This is a genomic window from Paenibacillus terrigena DSM 21567 (genome assembly GCF_000374845.1).
Taxonomy (GTDB): Bacteria; Bacillota; Bacilli; order Paenibacillales; family Paenibacillaceae; genus Paenibacillus_K; species Paenibacillus_K terrigena.
On record NZ_KB895412.1, the window covers coordinates 405,597 to 419,284 of the forward strand.

12 protein-coding genes are annotated in these 13,688 nt (G+C 48.9%); 9 read left to right on the forward strand and 3 right to left on the reverse strand.

From position 1 onward, the window contains the following. Positions 1 to 26 precede the first annotated feature (26 nt). The 4 genes from C558_RS0101925 to C558_RS30170 all read left to right on the forward strand — a co-directional run bounded on the left by C558_RS0101925 (position 27) and on the right by C558_RS30170 (position 4,815). Positions 27 to 1,208 (forward strand): efflux RND transporter periplasmic adaptor subunit, encoded by a 1,182-nt coding sequence (locus tag C558_RS0101925; RefSeq protein WP_018754527.1) that lies wholly within the window; start codon positions 27 to 29, stop codon positions 1,206 to 1,208. A 38-nt stretch (positions 1,209 to 1,246) separates the two neighbouring features. Beyond that, complete coding sequence (locus C558_RS0101930; protein ID WP_018754528.1) at positions 1,247 to 2,608, forward strand: ABC transporter substrate-binding protein; 1,362 nt, start codon at positions 1,247 to 1,249, stop codon at positions 2,606 to 2,608. A gap of 197 nt (positions 2,609 to 2,805) precedes the next feature. Next, complete coding sequence (locus tag C558_RS0101935) at positions 2,806 to 3,921, forward strand: alpha/beta hydrolase (protein ID WP_018754529.1); 1,116 nt, start codon at positions 2,806 to 2,808, stop codon at positions 3,919 to 3,921. 144 nt (positions 3,922 to 4,065) lie between these two features. Next, on the forward strand, positions 4,066 to 4,815 hold the full coding sequence (locus C558_RS30170; protein ID WP_018754530.1) for a PP2C family protein-serine/threonine phosphatase: 750 nt from the start codon (positions 4,066 to 4,068) through the stop codon (positions 4,813 to 4,815). 72 nt (positions 4,816 to 4,887) lie between these two features. Here C558_RS30170 and C558_RS0101945 read toward each other — a convergent pair whose 3' ends face one another. Then, the gene (locus tag C558_RS0101945; protein WP_018754531.1) at positions 4,888 to 6,894 is read right to left on the reverse strand and encodes a methyl-accepting chemotaxis protein; all 2,007 of its coding nucleotides are present in this window, start codon (positions 6,892 to 6,894) and stop codon (positions 4,888 to 4,890) included. 327 nt (positions 6,895 to 7,221) lie between these two features. Between C558_RS0101945 and C558_RS0101950 the strand changes: the two genes are divergently transcribed. Then, a complete protein-coding gene (locus C558_RS0101950) occupies positions 7,222 to 8,460 on the forward strand; it encodes a multidrug effflux MFS transporter (RefSeq protein ID WP_018754532.1) in 1,239 nt (412 codons plus the stop codon). Between the two features lie 84 nt (positions 8,461 to 8,544). On the opposite strand, the gene C558_RS0101955 is transcribed toward C558_RS0101950, so the two are convergent. After that, positions 8,545 to 8,742, reverse strand: a complete 198-nt coding sequence (locus C558_RS0101955; RefSeq protein ID WP_018754533.1) for an alpha/beta-type small acid-soluble spore protein — start codon at positions 8,740 to 8,742, stop codon at positions 8,545 to 8,547. A 241-nt stretch (positions 8,743 to 8,983) separates the two neighbouring features. Between C558_RS0101955 and C558_RS30175 the strand changes: the two genes are divergently transcribed. The 4 genes from C558_RS30175 to C558_RS0101975 all read left to right on the forward strand — a co-directional run bounded on the left by C558_RS30175 (position 8,984) and on the right by C558_RS0101975 (position 13,128). Then, positions 8,984 to 10,483, forward strand: coding sequence for an MDR family MFS transporter (locus C558_RS30175; protein ID WP_018754534.1), 1,500 nt, complete (start codon positions 8,984 to 8,986; stop codon positions 10,481 to 10,483). 135 nt (positions 10,484 to 10,618) lie between these two features. After that, on the forward strand, positions 10,619 to 11,452 hold the full coding sequence (locus C558_RS0101965; RefSeq protein ID WP_018754535.1) for a CPBP family intramembrane glutamic endopeptidase: 834 nt from the start codon (positions 10,619 to 10,621) through the stop codon (positions 11,450 to 11,452). Positions 11,453 to 11,622: 170 nt separating this feature from the next. After that, a complete protein-coding gene (locus C558_RS0101970) occupies positions 11,623 to 12,600 on the forward strand; it encodes a formylglycine-generating enzyme family protein (RefSeq protein WP_156825958.1) in 978 nt (325 codons plus the stop codon). A 12-nt stretch (positions 12,601 to 12,612) separates the two neighbouring features. Continuing rightward, on the forward strand, positions 12,613 to 13,128 hold the full coding sequence (locus C558_RS0101975) for a P-loop NTPase family protein (protein ID WP_018754537.1): 516 nt from the start codon (positions 12,613 to 12,615) through the stop codon (positions 13,126 to 13,128). A gap of 31 nt (positions 13,129 to 13,159) precedes the next feature. Here the strand turns inward: C558_RS0101975 and C558_RS0101980 are convergent, their stop codons facing one another. After that, positions 13,160 to 13,684, reverse strand: coding sequence for a hypothetical protein (locus C558_RS0101980; RefSeq protein WP_018754538.1), 525 nt, complete (start codon positions 13,682 to 13,684; stop codon positions 13,160 to 13,162). Positions 13,685 to 13,688 lie beyond the last annotated feature (4 nt).

Here is a 13,688-nt window from a genome sequence, read left to right on the forward strand (position 1 = left end):
ATTTTGAAAAGTAGGAGGAATAACGTATGGGGGCACGGAGGAATAAGGTGATCCTTACCATTGCAGTCATCTTCTTAAGTGTTATGGCCATTTTGGCGTTTCTGAGCAATACGATATCAGCAGCTATGCTGCCTAAGGTGACGACGGAGCACGCATCGGTACAGGAACTCGAGGTGTCATTGTCTGGTAAAGGGACACTACAGCCCAAAGCACGGGAGGATGTGATGTCCGATACCGGGTTCGAGATTACAGGTGTCAAGGTAGAAGAAGGCGATAAAGTCAAGCGTGGTCAAGTGCTGTTCACCTTGGATGCGACGGATTTGAAGGATCAAATTGCGGATGAGCGTACGCGTCTTCAGCAGGCGGGACTCGGAACAAAGGCGCTGCAGCAGGCTTTTATTGATGCACAGCTCACAGGAGATCCCGTTGCGATCGACAAGGCGAAGCGTGATCTAGAGAGTGATCGTCTGAATACGACGTTGTCACAGCGGAAGATCGCCCGGATGGAGAAGGAGCTTGGGGAGAAGAGTCAAGTCACAGCGCCTTTTGACGGTATTATCAAGAAAGTGAACGCCCGAAAAGGTGACAAAGCAGCAGCGAGCAAGGCACTGGCTAGCGTCATGAATGCATCCGCAGGCTATCAATTCTCGTTTACCGTTCCGGAAGCGGAGGCGTCCATCTTAGCTGTAGATGAGAAGATCTCTGTGAGAGTGAAGCAATCGGGCGGCAAGGAGATCTCGGTCCAAGGGAAAGTAGCGGATATTAGCGACGCGGCTTCGGGTTCAGGTGATGGAGGCAATTCTGGCGATGACACGACGATGGGGGCTCCAAAGGCGGATCGTGGAGGATCCAGTGAAGGAAGCCAGGAGGATAGCGGACCGAAGATGAGAGTTACCATGGAGGTTAATCATCCGAAGCTGCACGGCGGGGAGTCCGCAAGCGTGAGTAAATCGAAACCTCTTGGCGAGAAAGGAATGGTCATTTCGAAAAAACGTCTAAAAACGGATTCCGATGGTTCGTATTTGTTGATTGTCCGTACGAAGAAAAGTCCGCTGGGCAACAGTTATGTGGCTGAGAAGGCCAGGGTGCGGCTTAGTGCAGAGATGAAAGATAAGGTCATTATATCCCAAGGGTTAAATTCGGACGATGACATCATCGTCGAGACTAGTGAACCATTGCAAGATGGCAATGAAGTTCGGGTGAAATGAAAGACTTGCAGCGTTAAGGGAAAAAGGGAGGAGAACTTATGATGAAGATAAAGCAATGGGGATTCATTGGATTGGCAAGTGTGATGATGTTGGCAGGATGCAGCAGCGGCAAGGAAGTAGGACCCAAATTGACAGAGGATGGTAAAAAGATCGTTGTTATAGGGACTCCCGGATCAACCCGGTTCTTGGAGGAGGCCGAGAAGAAGTTCGAAACTAAGCACCCGGATATCGATATTCAGATCAAGAAATATGGACCGGAAGAGAAGAAAAATGACGGTGGTGGCATGGCGACAGGACAAGTGATGACACGCGATGAATATGACCAATTCATTTCACGTCTGAATACGGAGGTGTTATCCGGCAAAGGTCCCGATATCATGGATACATCAGGTCTATCGCTCGGTGTCTATGCGAACAAGGGAGCGGTCATCGATCTTCATGAGATGATGAAGAAGGATAACGCGTTCAAGACATCAGACTATTTCGAAGGCTTGTGGAAGGCAACCGAGATTAACGGCGGATTGTATGCATTGCCGACACGTTATTTCGTGAACACGATGATGGTCAATACCAAACGGCTTGAGCAAGCGAATGTGAAGCTGGATGACGCCAAGTGGACATGGAATGATTTCTTCGATATTGCTGATAAGATCAAGAAGTCTTCTAGTGATGAAGTGTATGCGTTAGGAACAAATGGTCCGAAGGGGGAGCTGCTCTATTCCATCGTGGAGGCGGATTACGAGCGTTACGTACAGCACGATAAGAAGACGGCGAACTTTGATTCCGATGAATTTAGACAAATGATGCAGCATGTCAAAGGCCTATACGATAAGGGGTTCATCACGAATTATGATGGAGGTATAGACAGTATGGACAAATTGATGTTCGTGCAGAATACCTATATTACACCCGATATGTTGGCGGCATTCTCGTACACGCCAGGCTGGAAGAGCGTTCTTCCTCCGACAGCAGCAGGGACATCTACGGGGCTACCATTCCAACCGATGGGTTCCTATTCGATCAATGCCAAATCGGGTATGAAGGATGAAGCATGGCAGTTCTTGAAATTTATGGTCTCGCCTGAAATGCAGCAATCCCCAGAGCTTGGCGGAATCCCGATGCTCAAAGAACTTGTGAACACCAAATTCGAAGAGATTAAGAAGCAGGTCGCCGATGGTACATCGAAAATGGCTATTCAAATCAATGACCCGAAAGATTTCGCACGTCACGTGGATGAGATGAAATCTATGTTAGATAATACAGGCAAACCGTCGGCCATGGATCCGAAGATCAGTACAATTATTAGCGATGAGTTTAAAACCTTCATGGACGGTTCGAAGTCAGCGGACGAAGTTAGTAAATTGATTCAAAATCGTGTAACGACCTATTTGAACGAGTAGCCATGTTTGTTAGAGACGTCTCAAAAGTCATGCTTATGATTTAGGGGCGTCTCTTTGCATTGTCTGAATATCATAAAAATCAGCCCTATTTTGCATAAAAAAGAGGAAGTTCTGGCTGTATAGAGGTTGTATAATTAAGAATATTAGAAAGCGTTATCATTCAGATGTTTATGAGATATATAAAGGAGATGGCGAACATGGTGAAGAACGAAGTGTATGAACAATGGGTCAAGTCCTTGCAGGAACGTACGGAAGTGGTAGAACGGAAAGGGTCGGAAGTCATCATTAAAAGGCTACCGGATACAGATTCAGTTGGCGAGCTTGATCCGCGTGTGTACGAAATCAATGCAGAGGCTGCAAAAGCGATGGCTGGTGCGGAATTTCCAGATCCAAGTCAAATGGATATGGTCAGCTTCGCGCTCAAGATGCGTGAATTCATGGGTTGGAAGAACTTCGACGTCACAACGACGGAGATTCGTACGGAAGCCAGAATGATCCCGGGCACCGATGTCGAGATTCCGGTTCGTATCTATACACCAGCTGCTGTGGCAGGCAGACAAGTGCCTGCGATGATCTTCTTCCACGGCGGTGGATTTATGGGCGGTACGCTCGATGTGGTCGAGAATCCATGCAAAGTGATCGCGGAACGTGCTGAAGCAGTTGTTGTGAGTGTAGATTATCGCCTCGCGCCAGAGCATGCATACCCTGCGGGTCTGACAGATTGCTTCGATGTTGTAAAGTGGGTCTATGCGAACGCAGAATCGATCGGCGTCAACCGGGAACAAATCGCGGTTAGCGGTGATAGTGCAGGAGGCAACTTGGCAACGGTCTGTGCGATGAAGGATCGGGATCAAGGGACGAACATGATCAAGTATCAAGCGTTGATCTATCCAACCACGAATATGGCAGGCACGACAACAGATGACTTTGCATGGACGATCGATCAATATACCATCAATAATCATCAGGAATTGATCATGGGCGGGCTCATGGGCATGGGCGGCTCGACCAAAATGCTGGAGCATGTCTATGTGCAAGGTAACGAGCATGTGGAGCACCCGTACTTATCCCCATTACTTGCAGAAGATCTTAGCGGAATGCCGGAAGCCCTCGTCATCTCGGCGGAATTCGATTACCTGCGTTTAGAGAATGAGGCTTATGCTAGGAAGCTAGAGCGTGCAGGCGTGAAGACGAGTTGTATGCAATATAGCGGCATGGATCATGCATTTATGGATAAAATGGGTCAATACCCGCAGGCAGAGGATTGTATGAATGAGATTGCTAAAGGAATGAAGCGAGTATTCGCATCCTAGGAACCAGGAACCTTCAAGATCACGTTAAGTTGTGGTTTTGAAGGTTTTTGTTTATTTGTCGTTCGAATCGCACGAATGACATAAATGTGACATCCGACTAATAAGGTATTATATTGGCGGAGTTCGAAATAGGAGGGTTGCCCTTTGCGATGGATATCTGCAGCACGGTCGAGTGCGGGTGGAAGGCCACAGAATGAGGACAGCTTGTTGGAATGGGTACGAGATTGCAAGGGGTGCTATGTCGTCGCGGACGGCATGGGCGGCCACCGTGGAGGAGAAGTAGCTGCTTCCATTGTGACGAGTGCATTTGCGACGGCTTTTGCGGCTGTGGAGCCGCTGAGTCATGCGAGTTTAACGAAGGTGCTCCTACACACGCATGATGAAGTGAGACGAGCACAGCACGATATTCATACACTATCGGGGATGAACTCGACGGTTGTAGCGTTGTGTCGCCAGGATGAGACCGTGCTCTGGGGACATGTTGGTGATTCAAGATTATATCATCTGCGTGATGGGCGGATTATCGAACATACAAGGGATCATAGTGTCTGCCAATCGCTTGTGGATCGCGGTGAGATTATGCTGCAGGATATTCGATTCCACGAGGATCGCAGTCAGCTTTTGTGTGGCGTCGGCATGGCAGGTGAACTACGGGGGGAAGTCTTGCTGAAGCCTTGTTCGGTGCAACCGGGTGATGCTTTTCTGCTATGTACGGATGGATGGTGGGAGTACGTCATTGAACCGGAGATGGAGGTTGACTTTATGAAGTCTCAGAATCCAGCAGAGTGGCTGTCGCGCATGGAAGAGCGTATCGTGAAACATGCTCAAGTCGGCCATGATAATTATTCAGCCATTGCCGTGTGGGTAGTCGAATCGGAGTCTGACCATGAATAGGAGCATAAGTAAACCGCCTGACAATGCGTAGTGTGCTGCGCTGTCAGGCGGTTTACTTATGCTCGTTTTCGATTATACTTTGAACTTACTGACCATTTCTTGTAGTTCGTTAGCTAAGGTGCTGAGAGATTCGGAAGCCGATAGAATCTCCTCCATGGAATGGTGCTGATCATTCGCTGATTGTGAGATCCCACTTAGCTTATTTGCGGAGTCCTTCAGAATGACCGACATCTCATGGGCAGAAGCGGATACCTCTTCGGTTCCTGCGGAGATTTGTTCTGTGACAGCGGAAACCTCTTGAATCTGATCATTCACATGCTGGACAGAACGTTGAATGCGTTCAAAGGTCGTACCGGCCTTCTCGACTTGCACGACGCTCATATCCACTTCCGTCAGTCCGTCTTTCATCGAAGCTGCTGCTTGGTTGATGGATCGCAGGATCTCATGAATATGACTGGAGATATGATTCGTCGCATGCCCAGTCTCTTCAGCTAGCTTGCGTACTTCACCGGCTACGACAGAGAATCCTCTGCCATGCTCTCCGGCCCTTGCAGCTTCAATGGAGGCATTCAAAGCTAATAAGTTGGTCTGATTGGCAATCTCGGATATGAGCTGAACCGTCTGCTGAATGGCTTGGGATTTCGTCTCGAGTGACTCTATCATGGACGCCGTATTGGCGACGGTATGGCTCATTCTAGCCATTTGATCCTTGGCATGGTGAATCTCTTGATTGCCGACCGTGACCTCCTGTACGACCGATAGTGCCGTATCCGCTACGGTAGATGCAGAGACCGTGATCGTCTGAATGCCGGTTGCCATTTCTTCCATTGCAAGGCTTGTTTGTTCCGACCCTTGAACCTGAATATCCGATCCCCGTACAATGTCGTCTACTGACTTTACAATATGTTCAGACGATTGGGTCGAATCGTTCGCAATGGCGGTCAGCTCCTCGGAAGACGCGGCGACGTGCTCCGTCGTCTGCGTAATCTTGCGAATCATCTCGGCGAAGGAGCTGAGCATGAGATTGATATTTTCCTTGGCCTTCTCCAGCTCGTCTCTACCTTTCACTTGCAGCCTGAGTGTCAGATCGCCTTGGGATACCTTGGCCATCATATTGGAGATATCCAGGATCGGTCTTGTCATGTACGATGCGACGTATACAGCGATGAAGGATATGATAATCGCAGAGATCAGGATAACGAGAAGTGCTCTGATCTGAATTTGCTTCACGCCCTGGTACACATCTTTCTCAGGAGCCGTTACGATCAGCTTCCATCCTGCAGCTTGTATTGTCGAATATGCAGCAGATCTAGAGCCTTCCTTCTCGGGGTAGGCCATATGTCCATGTTCATTTTGGAATACGGAATTCTCATAAATAGAGACTTTCTCCGGCAGTGCGAATGCTTTGAAGTCTTTGCCGACCTTCTTCTCGTCCGGATGGGCGATATACATCCCATCGGATGACAAGAGATATGCATAGCTGGATTCATCTAGCTTAATACCCTTGATCCGCTCGAGCAGTGTGCTCGCATCGATTTCGGGTTGAATGGCGCCGATAAATTCGCCCTGATTGCTCAGAATAGGAATCTCGAGGAATATGGTATATTTATTTGAAATTGCGTTTTTATAGACATTGGACACCATGACCTTCTTGTCCTTCATGACCTGCATGACATTGTCGAATTTCGTTCCATCCAGTTTATCGCCATTGGTGTCGGTGAGTTGGGCGTTGCGGTCGATAAAGGTGATAACACTCACATCGGGGTCGCTTTGCTCCACCAGCGTCAATTTCGAGAGGATGTTGTTCACATCGCCGTTCTTAAAATCAGGGTTTTTCTGAATCAGTTCTTCGATTGAATTGATCTTCTCGTTGAGCCATGCGTTAATGAAATCGGCACCAATCTGGGCTGCTTGTGTCTGTTCATCGATGGCCTTCTGTTTGAGCTCTGTGGAGGCTTGAGCGCTTAGAATAAATGTTAAGGCAAGCATCGGAACTAATGAGAGGAATAAGAAGATTGCAATGAATTTTACTTTCAGGATACTGAGTTTACGTGCCCAATTCTTAAAACCTTTTGTCATGGTGTTCTCTCCTTCATGTCTTGTTGGTTCTGTCGATCCTGTGGTTGGAGGCTCTAATAGTAAATCATCGGAATATGTTTCCCATTTTTTTAGTTATTTTTGGATGGAATTTGGTAAGATGGGGTCATGTTTTGTTGAAAAGGAGATCGTAGTATGAGCGTTTTATTCTCGTCATGTTGATGGGGCTTACGATGTCGGGCGATTCTATCAGAAGCAAGCTGGATTACACGCGCAGGAGTCTAGCATATAAAGAAAGATTGATCATTTGGTAATCTGTAATTATAATAGTTACAGGAATCGTAGTAACTAGATAATGGAGTGTTAGAAATGAAAAATGTAACAAACGAGACGATTATAGCGGATTCACCCAGACGTCTCGCTCGATTATGGATTATCCTGCTGCTCGGAGGGTTATCTGCCTTCGCGCCGCTTACGATCGATATGTATTTGCCTGCGCTGCCGGAGCTTGCGCAGGATTTTGGTACGAACGCGTCATTCGCACAGATGAGCTTGACCGCCTGCATGTTCGGCATTTCCTTCGGGCAATTGATTATAGGCCCGTTAAGTGACCTGTGGGGACGACGTAATCCGCTGATGGTGGGGTTGATCATCTATGCTGTGGCATCCATCATCTGTGTGCTCGCGCCTTCAATTGAGTCGTTCATTGTTCTTCGGTTCATTCAAGGGGTAGGCGGTGCGGCGGGGATTGTCATCTCGCGTGCGGTTGTCCGAGATATGTATTCGGGCTCCGAAATGACTAGATTCTCTGCGATGCTGTCGCTCGTGAATGGCGTAGCGCCAATTATCGCACCGATCTCGGGCGGTCTATTGCTTAAGTTCACCTCATGGCGTGGTGTATTTATTGTATTGTGTGTGATCGGTGTGCTCATGTTCTTGGGTGTCATCTTCGGTCTCCGTGAGACACTGCCGTCGAACCGCCGGTTGAAAGGCGGGATTACAGGCACATTCCGTTCCTTCGGTTCTTTGTTCCGGGACCGTGTGTTTATGGGTTATGCCTTGTCGCAGGGACTTGTGCTGGGCGCCATGTTCGCGTATATCTCAGGCTCCCCGTTTGTCTTACAGGAGATTTACGGGGTGACACCACAGATGTTCAGCTTGATCTTCGCGATCAACGGGATTGGCATTATCCTTGCGAGCCAAGTGACCGGACGTCTTGCGGGTCGCGTTAGTGAGACGAAGCTGCTTCACTATGGCTTAGGACAAGCAAGTATCGCAGGCATTCTGCTGTTCGTGATGATTCTGCTCGATATCGGAATCATGGGCTTGCTCATCCCGCTATTCTTCGTCGTATCCAGCGTGGGGATCGTATCAACGGCGACCTTCACCCTTGCAATGCAGAATCAAGGCAAGGCTGCTGGTAGCGCATCGGCATTGATTGGACTGATGTCGACGATATTTGGCGGCATTATGGCGCCATTGGTTGGTATCGCAGGCAGTCATACGGCGGTGCCAATGGGCCTCATTATCGCATTACTTGGCGTGCTTGCGGTATTATGCTATGTCGTGATGGTACGCGGTGCGAAGCAATCGGTATCGATGAAATAACTCGTAACATCAAGAAGACCTCGCTTGGAGGATGGACGGTGGCGTTCAACCCAGGTGAGGTCTTTTTTTGATCTTCATTCCGACTTACCGCTTCGACAATTGCAATCCCATCTGTACAAGCCGCTTGGTCATGCCTCCGCCAATCGTGCCGATATCTTTCGTAGACATTTTGCCGTAATAACCGTCCTCAGGCAGCGAAATACCGAGTTCCTGTGCGATCTCCATTTTCATTTGGGCTAGCGCAAGCTGCGCCTCGGGTACCAATTTACTGTTTCTCGCCATGATGCATACACGCCTTTCAATTCAATTTTAGGGTTATTTTGTCAACAACGGATACGTTCTATACAAATATTTGGAAAATGAATGTAATGAAAAATCCATTTGCAGTAGGAGGTGAATTTCCGTCTCGAGACCGAGGTGGATTCACATCGGCGCAGTACAATAGAGAAGCAGTGCCAACATGGAAGAATGTTAGGCAGTTAGGCAGATCGGCATTGTAAGAACAAGAGATAGAGGTGGATCGGTGAAAGAGAATAACAAGACTTTGATTATGATTGGATTGCTCATTGGCATCATTTTCTCAGCGCTTGATGAGACGATCGTGACGACGGCGATGCCTACGATCATTCGTGATCTGCATGGGCTGCAGCTGTACGGTTGGGTTGCAGGGGTGTATATGCTTACGATGACGGCATTCATGCCGATTCTCGGCAAACTGGCTGATTTATTTGGGCGCAAGCGTATTTATATGATTTGTATGGGGTTATTTATCGGGGGATCGATTATTAGCGGACTTGCAACTTCGATGGACGTGCTGCTGATCGGCCGGGGGATTCAAGGGATTGGCGCTGGTGGCATGATGCCGCTCGCGATGATTATTCTCGGCGATACCTATCCACTCGAACAACGGGCCAAAATTCAAAGTATGATCGGACCTATTATGTTCCTGCCACAGCTGTTAGGCCCGATGGTGGGCGGCGTAATCGTCGATCAATTGAGCTGGCACTTCGTCTTCTTGATCAATATCCCCATCGGGATTGTATCGGCGATATTCATGGCGAAAGGGCTGCGCGAGAACCGGAGGGAAGGCAAGCCGAAGATCGACTGGGCCGGGGCGGCTGTGCTCCTCGCTGCACTGGTATCACTGCTCCTGACGCCTGTTCTGAAGGATACACAAGGCTATGCTTGGAGCTCTCCAGTTATTGTCGGCTTACTCGTATTCGGCTGTATAATGATTGGTCTTCTCATCTGGATTGAATCGAGAGTCGAGGAACCAATCATCCCATTACACTTGTTCAAGAATCGGAATGTTGTGGTGTTATCGACTCTTGTGTTTATCGTTGGTCTCGGCTTGATTGGCTGCTTCGCCTCCTTCCCGTTCTATGCGCAGAACATTATGGGGCTATCACCGACAGGAGCGGGATACTTGACGATGGCGTTCATGCTCGGTGCTATACCAATGAGTATGTTGAACGGCTTTACGCTGACGAAATTGCGTTATCGGAACGTATTCATCGTTTCATTTATTCTGCCGATTATTGCTTTCTTCTTCTTGTCGCAAATCAGCGTGGATACATCCATCGCTGCCATTATCATCTATTTCGTCATTATGGGTGCAGGACTTGGCGTATTGTTCGCGGGGGATAATCTGATCGTACAAGAATCCGTGAATAAGAACGAGAGCGGGATTGCCCTCTCGACGGTGCAGCTGTTTCAAGCATTAGGTACAACGGTTGGGATGAGCTTGTTCGGCAGTCTGTTGGCTTCACATATCACGAATGGGGTAAGCGCGCTGAAGCTTCCAGCTGGCACGGCGGAGAAGATCGCGACAGGCGGCATTCCGAAGGATTTGGCGCCGGATATCGCGGCTCAGGCGAAGACAGTCTTCGCAGGGGCATTCCAGAATTTATATATGATTGCGTTAGTGATGTCTGTTGCTGCGTTTGTCGTTTGTTTCTTCCTCAAAAACGAGATTCTGTCGAAGAAAGTAGCGGAGGAGAAGCTGGTCGCGCAGGATATGTAGTTGTTGTAGTGGGAGGCGTTCCTTTTTTGAAGGGGCGTCTTTTTTTATGAAAAAATAAAGTAAAATTGTCCACTAATAGTCTATAATTGGAAATGTAGTTAAATTGTTTCAAATATTTGATGGGAGCTGGTTCGATTGCGTAGATTTATGGTTCTTGGAAAAGTACTTCTTTCGCTTGTACTCTTTATGGGATTAGGCGGGATGGTGAGCAGCTTGGTCTTGGGGGCGCAATCCAGCAGCCCGGAATGGAAGCTAATCATCATAACAGGGATGAGCATGCTGATCCCTGCAATACTGATGTTTTTCCTGTTCGAGAGAGGTAAGGGGTGGTCGCTTGGATTTCGTCAGTCTCATTTGATGACACGTGCGCTACAAGGCATTGGACTCGGCATATTGCTTATCAGTATTGGGGCGGTAGCAATATGGATCTGTGGCGGCGTTGAGTTTCAATCGGTACATACGGATGCGGATACGTGGACTTCTGTCCTTGCAGGGGTAGGGTTGTTCGCCTTGGTCGCGATCAGCGAAGAGGTGTTCAATCGAGGGTACTTGCAAGGTCTTCTAGAGCATCAATATGGCGTTACTTGGGGTGTTGTGGTTTCTTCGATCATCTTCGCGCTGCTGCATGGGGCCAATCCGGGTATTTGGAGCACGCCTTTTACCATGATTAATATTTTCCTGATCGGTGTTTTCTTCGCGTTGACGCGAGTCATGACGGGCGGGATATGGCTCCCTATCGGATGCCACCTCGCATGGAACTTCTTCCAGGGGCATGTCTATGGGTTTGCGGTATCCGGTACGGACACCAAGCCTATCCTGTCCATCCTCGTAAACGGCAATTCGCTCGTATCGGGCGGTTCATTTGGTGTGGAGGGAAGTATCCTGACGACAATCCTAATGATCCTTGTCTGCGGGATTTGCGTGAAATTGTACGTACAACGGGAGCATAACATCCATCTTGCTTCTTGAGAAGAACCATTGTAGAAATAGGGATGATTATTGTACGCGAAAATAGGAAGATTTACAGGGGCTGCGGCATGCAGCTCCTTTTTGCGTGGAAAAGAGGTTGCTGGTGTATGCAGTACATGGGACAATGGGAAAAAGAGACATTCGAAGGTGTACCAAAGGGAGGAAACGCAATGACGACACCAAAAGGCACATGCTGCTCCGTTCGAAGAGATACTGTAGGTGTGGGGAATGATGAAATCGCTGTATCCCAAGCGGCAATGGAAGGTTCGGACACGTGTAAGAAGCATGCAAATACATCCAGGATGATTCTGCTTCAGGGCGGGGAGTTCCTGATGGGGACGAACGATGCAGAAGGCTTCGCGGCCGACGGGGAAGGACCTGTGCATACAGTGAAGCTGGATCCGTTCTACATGGATGCTTGTACAGTAACCAATGCGGAATTCCGCGAATTCGTGCAGGATACGGGCTACCAGACGGAAGCCGAACAGTTCGGCTGGTCATTCGTGTTCTATCAATTCGTCTCGGAGACAGTGAAGCAAGAGGTCGATAGTGCGGTACAGTCCGTGCCATGGTGGCTCAAGGTGGACGGCGCGTTCTGGGCGAAGCCGGAAGGCCGAGATTCCTCCATTGATGATCGATGGGATCATCCGGTCGTTCATGTGTCGTGGAATGATGCTCAGGCGTATTGCGCATGGGCTGGCAAACGTCTACCTACGGAAGCGGAGTGGGAGTTCGCAGCGCGTGGCGGGCTGGTGCAGCGACGTTATCCGTGGGGCGATTCACTGCTGGTGGATGGCGAACACCAGTGTAACATTTGGCAGGGACCTTTCCCCAAAATCAATCGGGCATCCGATGGCTATGCTGGGACGGCGCCTGTACGTGCATTTAAGCCGAATGGATACGGGCTCTACAATACCTCCGGAAATGTGTGGGAGTGGTGTGCGGATTGGTTCCGGGCAGATACGTATCGGCATAGCGAGTTGTTGAATCCGAAGGGACCTGCGCGCGGTGAAGCTCGCGTTATTCGCGGCGGCTCGCATATGTGTCACAAATCGTATTGCAACCGCTACCGTGTGGCGGCGCGCTCGTCGAATACACCGGACAGCTCGACGGGGCATATGGGCTTCCGCTGCGCGGCGGATGTGTGAGGAGATATAACAATGAAAATTGCAATCATAGGCTCCAGCGGTTCGGGCAAATCAACCTTCACTCGCGAGCTTGGACAAATATTAGATTTACCGATTCATTATTTGGATTTGTACTATTGGCAGCCTGGTTGGGTACCGACGCCAACCGAAGAATTCACTGCGTTGAATCGAAGCTTGGTCGCGAATGATACATGGATCATAGATGGGTTATATGGGAAAACACTAGACATCCGACTGCAAGCGGCGGATGTTGTTTTTTTCTTCGATTTATCTCCATGGATCACCACATATCGCGTCATTAAGCGCAGAATTCAATATCACGGGAAGACAAGGGTGGACATAAACGAAGGGTGTCCCGAGTCGATTGACTGGCCCTTTATCAAATTTGGATGGAACTTCCGCAGGGATAAGCGACCTGGTATCCTCGCCAAGCTTAAGGATCATGCCGAGAATACCAAGATCATCGTGATTCAGAGCCCTAAGGAAGCCCAACGGATATTAAATGAGGTGAAGGCTACGGGCAAATGATCGGTGTTGAGCATTTTTGGCATAAGATCGCTTACAGCTTCCCCAGCTTCCCCAGCTTCGCCAGCGTCTGCAGCATATGATCTAGCAAATTCGGAATATCCTCCATCTGGTCCTCGTTAATACGGCGGTTGAATCGCAGTTCGACGGTATTTTGATATATAGGGCGATTTTGCCCATATTCGAAGCTTAGTGTCTGCACGGCCGGCAGCTCAGGCTCCCAGATCTTCCGTACGACCTCAGCAATACGCTCACACTGGGAATCAGGATTCTCGATTTTCATATAGAATCGTATGCGAAGTGTACAAGCCGGCGTCTCACCAGGCATTTCTAGAATTTCAGCAGCAAGATCTTTCAGCGAAGTGTCGAGCCGGATCTCGGCTGTAATATCCGGATGATCGATGAGTACGAATTGAAGTGCAAATTCTCGTGCCATGACGGACAGCTCCAGACGGTCGACCCGGTCTGTGACACGGATGATCTCGTCCAGATTATCTAGATCGTAGACTTGGTTTTCTATAGCGACTTTTAAATTTTCGAATACAGTAGGGTCGAACATCACA

Excerpts from the sequence above, each read along its gene's own strand:
- C558_RS0101925 (WP_018754527.1), top strand. The coding sequence starts at position 27 with ATGGGGGCACGGAGGAATAAGGTGATCCTTACCATTGCAGTCATCTTC.
- C558_RS0101930 (WP_018754528.1), top strand. The coding sequence starts at position 1,247 with ATGATGAAGATAAAGCAATGGGGATTCATTGGATTGGCAAGTGTGATG.
- C558_RS0101935 (WP_018754529.1), top strand. The coding sequence starts at position 2,806 with ATGGTGAAGAACGAAGTGTATGAACAATGGGTCAAGTCCTTGCAGGAA.
- C558_RS0101945 (WP_018754531.1), bottom strand. The coding sequence starts at position 6,894 with ATGACAAAAGGTTTTAAGAATTGGGCACGTAAACTCAGTATCCTGAAA.
- C558_RS0101950 (WP_018754532.1), top strand. The coding sequence starts at position 7,222 with ATGAAAAATGTAACAAACGAGACGATTATAGCGGATTCACCCAGACGT.
- C558_RS0101955 (WP_018754533.1), bottom strand. The coding sequence starts at position 8,742 with ATGGCGAGAAACAGTAAATTGGTACCCGAGGCGCAGCTTGCGCTAGCC.
- C558_RS0101970 (WP_156825958.1), top strand. The coding sequence starts at position 11,623 with ATGACGACACCAAAAGGCACATGCTGCTCCGTTCGAAGAGATACTGTA.
- C558_RS0101975 (WP_018754537.1), top strand. The coding sequence starts at position 12,613 with ATGAAAATTGCAATCATAGGCTCCAGCGGTTCGGGCAAATCAACCTTC.
- C558_RS0101980 (WP_018754538.1), bottom strand. The coding sequence starts at position 13,684 with ATGTTCGACCCTACTGTATTCGAAAATTTAAAAGTCGCTATAGAAAAC.